We start from the raw sequence: 7474 nt of genomic DNA, 5'->3' as shown, positions 1-7474 counted from the left end.
CTGCCGATCGCGCTTTGCCGACGACTCATCCGCCTATGTAGTTGTCGCGACACGCCTATGTACTTGACATTTAATAAAAGCATTTGTGCTCATCTTTTACAGCCCTGTTTTGTGACCCCAGCAAAAGTTATCACATAAGATAACACAAGATCCAGAGAAGTTAGCATACAAGTTAACGACTTTCAGGGCTTGCTTTGCCATAATCTGTGACATGGGTAGAGCAGGCGTAGCACTAAGGCAAGTACTCAAGGCTCATGGCATAAGCCAGAGTAAATTGGCATCAGCGCTCGAAGTTGAACGCCCTATTGTTTTTCGCTGGTTCCATGAGCAGACCGACCCGACGGCTGAAACAGTCTTCAGAATCGTGGAAACCCTCAGAGATCTGGAGCCTGAAGCGGCTGACGAGTTTATTCGCTTGTACTTGGGCGGTCCATCGCAGATGCCCTCAAATGAGTTTGAAGCCATGTCAGGGCAGCGCTTGCCGCTATCAGAGCAGGTAAACGTCTCTGCCCTGACCCGCCTTTTTGGTGAAACTACAAATTCTTATAAGTATCTATTCTTCTTATCACTGCTTGACATTCTGAAAAGACGCCACTTTGAGGTGCTATCACCGATTAGCTTTCAAGAACTAATTGTAGAGATGCTGGCAAATGCCTGGTTCCCCCATACCTTTTTTAAGTTGTCTTTTGGCTCACAGGATAAGATTGCTCAAAAGCTAGATTCTTTGAATTTGTTCATTGAGGAACCAATCGTTCAGTTCAGAGACACGGACAAAATACTACTTAGAAAGTCAATTTCTTCTCAGAATTTAAAGGATGTTGTCTCACACCTGCGACGATATGTCCCTTTCCGCTTAATAATTCCGTTTGTCGAAACAGAATTAGCTGATTTGAGTCGTGGCAAAGGTAATCAGCTTGATGTAGCCATGCCTGAAATTGCTGAAAGATGCTTTGAAACTCATAAGCCACTTTATAAATTTGACTCGACACAATATAAAGACTGCCAATCAATTCTTATCCATTCAGACTGGGCGAACTATCTTGAGCAACATTACGTAATCGTGCGCGATTGGACAGCTTGGAATTGGCTGAACTATATGCAGAAGCGTAATCCTAGCACTCCTGCAATATCTAACAAGTTGTTTATGCCTAGTAAACGAGACTCATTAGACAAACAAACTAAGTATTGGAAATTAGTTCTAAAATCTCAGGAGCTACAGTGTATATATTCAAATCAGTTGATTGATCCTAACAAGTTTTCCCTCGATCACTATTTACCTTGGTCATTTATAGCTCATGATGAGTTATGGAATCTTATACCAACACTGCCACAAGTGAACTCAGCAAAGTCGAATAATTTGCCTGATGAAAAATTCTTTCAAGATTTTATAAATCTTCAATTTGTTGGACTTCATGAGACCAAGAAGGTCTTAGGTGAAAAACAATGGTTTGGAGTTGTCGAACCTTATCTTGGAGGGCTAGGAATTTCAGAGAAATCGAAGCTCCTAGAGTTGGAAGAGTTAGAAAATGCCTATGAAAGAACAATGAGGCCATTGTTGACATTGGCTTCTAATCAGGGTTTCCGGCAAAACTGGCATTTTTTAAACGACTAGCACATTTAAGAAACTGAAGATTTCATGCAATACCTGGAGCTTGTTTTTAATGAAAGCATGCGCTTTTTGCAAACAAGAATTTAGCTCTCTTACAAGGGAGCACATCATGCCTAAATCTCTGACTGATCGCAAGCAAAGGGAGAGGGGCGGCGAGAAGCCCTCTCGATATACCTCTAAAGCAGACAAATTCATTGGAGGTGAGTTAACCATCGGAGATGTTTGCAGAAACTGCAATAACGGCCCCCTTTCAGAACTGGATTCCTATTTTTTACAACTATATGACAGGTATATATATAAGTTTGCCAGCCCAGAAAAAAGGATTGATTTTACATATGATTTTGACAAGTTAGCTAGATGGCTTCTCAAAGTCTCTTATAACTCAGCCAGGGCTACTAACGCTCCAGATGAAGTCCTTTTGGAAAGTTACTCAAAATACATCTTGGGTGAGGACGTTAGACCTAAAGGCTTGAATATTTTTTTAACCTTAGTCCTTCCGTATAAAATCAAGAACTCTGAAAAGCATGATCCTCGTATCCAGGATGTTGATGAAATTGAGCCTGATGTTTTGCGATGGTCAAGAGTCCCAGATGAAAGACTTGCTAAAGAAGGTGTCACTTTTAGAATGGTTCAAATAAACTCTTATTTTTTTATAGTCATTATGCCGAATCAGGTCACTTATGAAGCGAGAAAATGGTATGCAGAATTGAAGGGGTTTCGAAAAAAATATCCTCAGTTTCGACAACTTAGAGCCAAAGATGGAGTATCAAGAACTCCATTAAAATCATCAGGAGTAGACATGGTGAACAACTATGAGATCTTTCCTTCAGCTAACCTATCTAGAATTTTTGAATTGATAGATTAACGTATATGTAAGATGTCATTTCAAAGGTTGAAAAAACAAAAGCATTCATCCTCACATTGCCCTCTCCGCTGTCGAGCATAAAGCCGTCCTCGATACCTGTCTTGCTCTCGAAGAACAGGGGCGTGTCAAGCTCTCAATCCTGCCAGTTGATACCCAAGCACGCATCGACTTGGTTCAGCTAGAGCAAGCCTGCGCCAGTGGCATTCATTTACTCTGCGTCATGGCCGCTAACAACGAAGTCGGCACTATTTACCCGATTGATAAAATTGCCCACATCGCTCAAACCTACGGCGTTCCTTTCCTGTGCGATGCTTCACAGGCTGTCGGCAAAGTTCCTATCCACTTCCAAGAGTGGGGCATCACAATGCTTTCCCTCTCTGCCCATAAGTTCTATGGCCCTCAAGGTGTTGGGGCTCTAGTTGTCAAACGAGGGCACCCCTTAGAACCAATCCTCTACGGAGGAGGACATCAGAGAGGCTTGCGCTCAGGCACCTTGAACCTTCCTGGAATCGTTGGTTTAGGAGAAGCTTGTCGATTTCGGACTTTGGAGATAGAAGAAGATGAGAGAGCAATTGGGGAAAAGCGAGATCGCCTCCAACAACTTCTGACGGACAAAATTCCGAGACTCGTCGTGAACGGCGATCAGGAAAACCGTCTTGCTGGAAATCTCCATGTCTCCATCCCTGGTATTCCCAACAGTGCTGTCATCGCCAGAGTGCGCCATAAGCTGGCCATTTCTACTGGCTCAGCCTGCTCCTCCGGCGTCGAGGCTCCCTCCCACGTTCTCCGCGCCATGAACCTTGATGAAGCGATCGTCGAAGGCTCCCTACGCATCGGTCTTGGCAAATTCACCACCGACGCCGAAGTTGATGCCGCCGCCGAGATTTTGAGCCAAACGGTTCACGCTGTTCGAGAAGCAATGGCAGTCTAGGATCCTGCTAAACACCTTTCTGCAGCGCAACCATTTGATCACAAGGTGTGAGGCAGCGCTTGCAGGTACCATTGGCCCATTTTGACGGCATCGGCAGTTTAGCTTTGCAGTTTGGGCATTCCAATAACAGGAGTAGATGGTGGCGATCGCACCGATTTGCCAGCTTATACTGCCATTCGATCCGATGATAGGGCTCCTCCGCATAGCAAGCCGCACATAGCCGAATCACCCGATTTTGCATCGCCTCCTGTGGCAGCATTGGCTTTATTTGGTCAACTTCCAACCGCACTAGCTTGGCTAGGGCCGCCAGTTGCGCATCACTCGGCGGCGGGATAAACCGAAACTTCTCCCACCGCCCTAACACCGCTCCTAATCCAGTCTTTTCGCCAAGCTGATTCAACGTGGCATGGTTCTCCCGACAAAAACGACCCAAGAAATGGCTCAGACTCTCTCCTGCATAGGGCTCTACTGGAAACACCCAGGCGGGAATTTGCGGCATCACCATTAGCTATATTCCTCCGCCACCTCTTTGAGGGTTTCCAGCTCGATTTTGTTCTGTCCCTTCTCCAAAGCACGAATGGCAGCTTCCCTTAGCACCATATCAATCAGGCCAATATAGTAACCCTTCTTGGATACGCCAGTCGCCTTACGCAGCACTTTCAGCATGGTTTCAGATGTCAAATTAGAAGGTACAGGCAGCTTGAGAATGTCCCGCTCCCAAAGCCCCACGATAGTCTTGAGCTGACTATTTGCAATCGTCCCCATGCGATAACTAGACCGAAACCGATTGAAGACTTGCTCATCCTTTTTAACAGCCGGGTCTAGCCGCTGCTTGGTCCCAATCAAGATGACGGAGATTTCCAACTTGTCAAAGATGTCGCGCACGTCAGCAAAGGTCTTAGGCTTGAGGCGATCAGCCTCGTCAATCATCAGCATCTCTGTTTTACAGGCCCGTAAAACCTTCAGAGTTTTGCTCCGCGCATCCCCAACCGTGCCTCTTGGCAGCTCATCTCCATACTGCTCCAGAATTTCTCGGAACAGCTCACGAGAGGTACATTCCTGCTTGGGATGAACGTATGAAATAGGAATGATCGGCACCCTGCCAGATAAATCTGGCTCTCCATACAGTTTCAGAAAAGATTCACAGGTCTTGGTCTTCCCAGTTCTGGAATCCCCTGTTAACCGTCCACACTGCCGAGCATTACGTTTACGCTTCAGCCAATTGTGGGCCTGCTTTACGGAGTCTAGGGCAACCGTCTTGTCTCGGCGCAGACGCTCGATGTGAGCCTGAACTTCTTGATCTTGCAATGCAATCATCTCGGCCTCCACTTAAGCATCATCATCGTCAAAATCCCAGATATCAAACTCCGGGATGTCCAAATCCTCTGGTGACTCATCCGGCTGTACGTCAACAGATGGCTCATCAGAGGCGTTTGGCCCAAGTATGGGAGGCGTTGCCGGACGCAGGTCTGCCTGCTCATCCTTTTGGCGCTCTTTACGAGACTTGTTCTTTTGGTCGACGGATGCCTCGCGATCTCGCATCTCGTCCAACATGGCGTCGTTACTAACAGCCTTACCATCCTTACGAATGCGCCGACTATGGGCTTTGGCATCATCTAGGGCTAGCACTTCGCCTTCAAATTCTAGGGCTTGAGCAACTCCTAGATATACCTCACGGTCGGGGTCGTGACGATAAACCAATACTTGTGCGATGTTTCTCGGGTCATAGCGAAGCACAATATTCTCACCAGCATGTTCAGCCAATGCTTCCCCTCGGTAAGCCAAATTCTCAAATTGGAGATAGCCACCTCTATAAATGGTGCGGCGAGTCTGTCTCATCAGACAGATATGCAGTTCGTGCTCAGGAATAACACGAGGTTGTTTAAGGAGTCCAGCCTCCCACCGCTGTATGCGAGTTTGGTCACCCATACGGGCATCCAATCGTTGATTGTAGGTATTCACGATGTAGGCAACTAAGAGCTTCTCCAACTCCTGTAAGGTTAGACAGGCTTCCGCCTCCGCTTCCGGAGGACGGTCTTGGACATTGGAACCTGTATACCCTGGCAGAGTGGAGAGAAACTGGGTGTTGATAGTTCCAAACGGTCTTTCAACGATGCCACCTTCAGAAGGGCGATCGCGCAGATGACAGATAAATCCAAGCTGCAATCCAATTTGCCGGAGATGATTAGACCGAAAGTCTTTTCCCCCATCCGTAAATAGATGGTCAGGGGTACCGTAGGCAGGCCAATCAGCGTAGAGCTTATAGTCTGCTCCATACTGCTTGGGCAAAATCGCGTTACGCAAGGCTAGTGCCACTACTTGTGAACTAGGAGCGTCGTACCCCAGATTGATACCTACAATCGCCCGAGAGTAAGTATCGACAACAGTCGTCAGCCAGGGTCGCCCCATCTGATGCCCATACTTATCTACTGGCAAAATATCGGCTCGGGTATGGTCGCACTGCCAGCACTGATGGCTATATTCGATTTCCAATACTTCGCCATCACGGGTTTTGAGTGCTAGACGCGAGCCTTTCCATCCCAAGTTGCGGATACTATCTTTTTGCTCCTTAGCTTCTATCACTGGTCTCAGGATTCGATAGACAGTCATGTGGCTGGGATAGTCTTTCAAGCCTTCCTGTCGAGCCTTTTGACGTACCTTGGTGAAGACTTGAGCAGGCGTACACTTACCATTGCTGTACGCTTCCTTAATGAATTTCTGCCAATCTTCAGCAATCCGAGGCTTCCCTTTGTCTGTGCGACCTGAATCGATTAAGGCGGCAATGCCTTCTTCCTCCCATTTCTTCATCAACCGCTGCACAGAACGAACAGAGCATCCTAGCTTTTGAGCCGCACTCCGTAGCCGTTCACCATAGGTTTTGCGATCGCAGGGCTCTGAAAGCTTTTCAACAATTTCTAGCTTGAGCCTGGCTTCTACTGAATTCAGATCATCTGGATTAACAAGTTCCATGGAGTCACCTAGTACAAGTGAATTGAACCAAATGTACTATAGCCGCCAAGATATGTCATCTAATTTGTTAGATCCGACAAAGCCGCAAAGAGGCGACAAAGAGTGCGTTATTACTGAGGCGATTTCAGATTCAAAGAAGCGACACCCATTGCGTTAACTTTCTAGGATGCGTCATTTATTCTGTTAATTGATAGAACTGGCCGAAACTGTATTGAAGTCGCTAAACCCATTGAGATGAAAAGGTTTGGGCTGATTTTGGCTCGACGACAAGAGCGCGTTAAGGTGACAATACTGCGTTACCCGACATTTGTCAAGTCACGCTCTGTTTGTCATCGACCACACATTTGTGTCGGCAGTGGACATCCAGCACTTTAATGGACAGCCGAGACGGCTGTCCCAACCCCTCCGCCACTAATACAGCTCGTATTTCAACAACTGGCAGGGGAGACTGCCGTTGAAGACGGGCATGCGCTGGGATGATTTGAGGCCGATGGATTGCGCCAGCGCTTTGTTGCCGCTGAGCACGAAGGCCGTCCAGCCCTTGAACTGCTGCTTCAGGACATCGCCCAGCAGCTTGTAAAACGCGCCCAAATCCTCGTCCCGGCCTAAGCGCTCCCCATAGGGCGGATTGCAAATCAGGATGCCGCTGTCGGCGGGAGCTTCGACCTCAGATAACTCGCGCTCTCGAAAGGCGATTGGCCCCGATAGCTGACAGTTTTTGGCGTTGCTCCGGGCTTGAATGATCACCTGAGAATCGCGATCGCAGCCCAAAATCGGCACAGTCAAGGTTTCTTTTTGCCCCGCTTCCGCTTCTTGGCGCAACCGTTGCCACAATTGAGCGTCAAAGTCGGGCCAGCCCTCAAAGCCGAAGCGATCGCGAAACAAGCCCGGCGCGCGATTGGCGGCGATCAGCGCCGCCTCCAGGGGCAACGTGCCAGAGCCACAGAGCGGATCACAAAACGCCTGTTCCGGCTGCCACCCCGACAGGTAAATCAGCGCGGCGGCGAGGGATTCTTTCAGGGGCGCTTGGCCGACGGCAGGCCGATAGCCCCGGCGGTGCAGGCTTTCGCCGGAACTGTCGAGACTGACGATGGCGTGA

The 7474-nt window shown here is 48.1% G+C and carries 6 protein-coding genes and 1 pseudogene; 3 read left to right on the top strand and 4 right to left on the bottom strand.

The annotated features are described in order from the left end of the window. Positions 1 to 211 precede the first annotated feature (211 nt). The 3 genes and pseudogenes from JUK32_RS28305 to JUK32_RS27215 all read left to right on the top strand — a co-directional run. Entirely contained in the window at positions 212 to 1612 is a 1401-nt protein-coding gene (locus JUK32_RS28305) for an HNH endonuclease domain-containing protein (protein WP_204142035.1), read from the top strand. A gap of 106 nt (positions 1613 to 1718) precedes the next feature. Then, positions 1719 to 2474: a hypothetical protein gene (locus JUK32_RS27220; RefSeq protein WP_204142034.1), complete on the top strand. Its 756-nt coding sequence runs from the start codon at positions 1719 to 1721 to the stop codon at positions 2472 to 2474. A gap of 49 nt (positions 2475 to 2523) precedes the next feature. Next, positions 2524 to 3405: pseudogene (locus tag JUK32_RS27215) on the top strand (cysteine desulfurase family protein); the annotation flags it as partial. A 7-nt stretch (positions 3406 to 3412) separates the two neighbouring features. Here the strand turns inward: JUK32_RS27215 and JUK32_RS27210 are convergent. From JUK32_RS27210 to JUK32_RS27195, 4 genes are all read right to left on the bottom strand, one after another. Continuing rightward, the gene (locus tag JUK32_RS27210; protein ID WP_204142033.1) at positions 3413 to 3910 is read right to left on the bottom strand and encodes a TniQ family protein; all 498 of its coding nucleotides are present in this window, start codon (positions 3908 to 3910) and stop codon (positions 3413 to 3415) included. Beyond that, positions 3910 to 4722: a TniB family NTP-binding protein gene (locus JUK32_RS27205; protein WP_204142032.1), complete on the bottom strand. Its 813-nt coding sequence runs from the start codon at positions 4720 to 4722 to the stop codon at positions 3910 to 3912. The genes JUK32_RS27210 and JUK32_RS27205 overlap by 1 nt, the downstream gene beginning before the upstream one ends. A gap of 12 nt (positions 4723 to 4734) precedes the next feature. Then, a complete protein-coding gene (locus tag JUK32_RS27200; protein WP_204142031.1) occupies positions 4735 to 6375 on the bottom strand; it encodes a Mu transposase C-terminal domain-containing protein in 1641 nt (546 codons plus the stop codon). A gap of 411 nt (positions 6376 to 6786) precedes the next feature. Further along, the coding region (locus JUK32_RS27195) for a class I SAM-dependent RNA methyltransferase (protein ID WP_375541611.1) at positions 6787 to 7474 on the bottom strand (688 nt) is incomplete at its 5' end.

Origin of the sequence: Halomicronema sp. CCY15110 (assembly GCF_016888165.1) — a bacterium.
Classification (GTDB): domain Bacteria; phylum Cyanobacteriota; class Cyanobacteriia; order Phormidesmidales; family Phormidesmidaceae; genus Halomicronema.
Note: the sequence above shows the minus strand (reverse complement) of the source record. Positions and strands in the feature narration are given on the sequence as shown.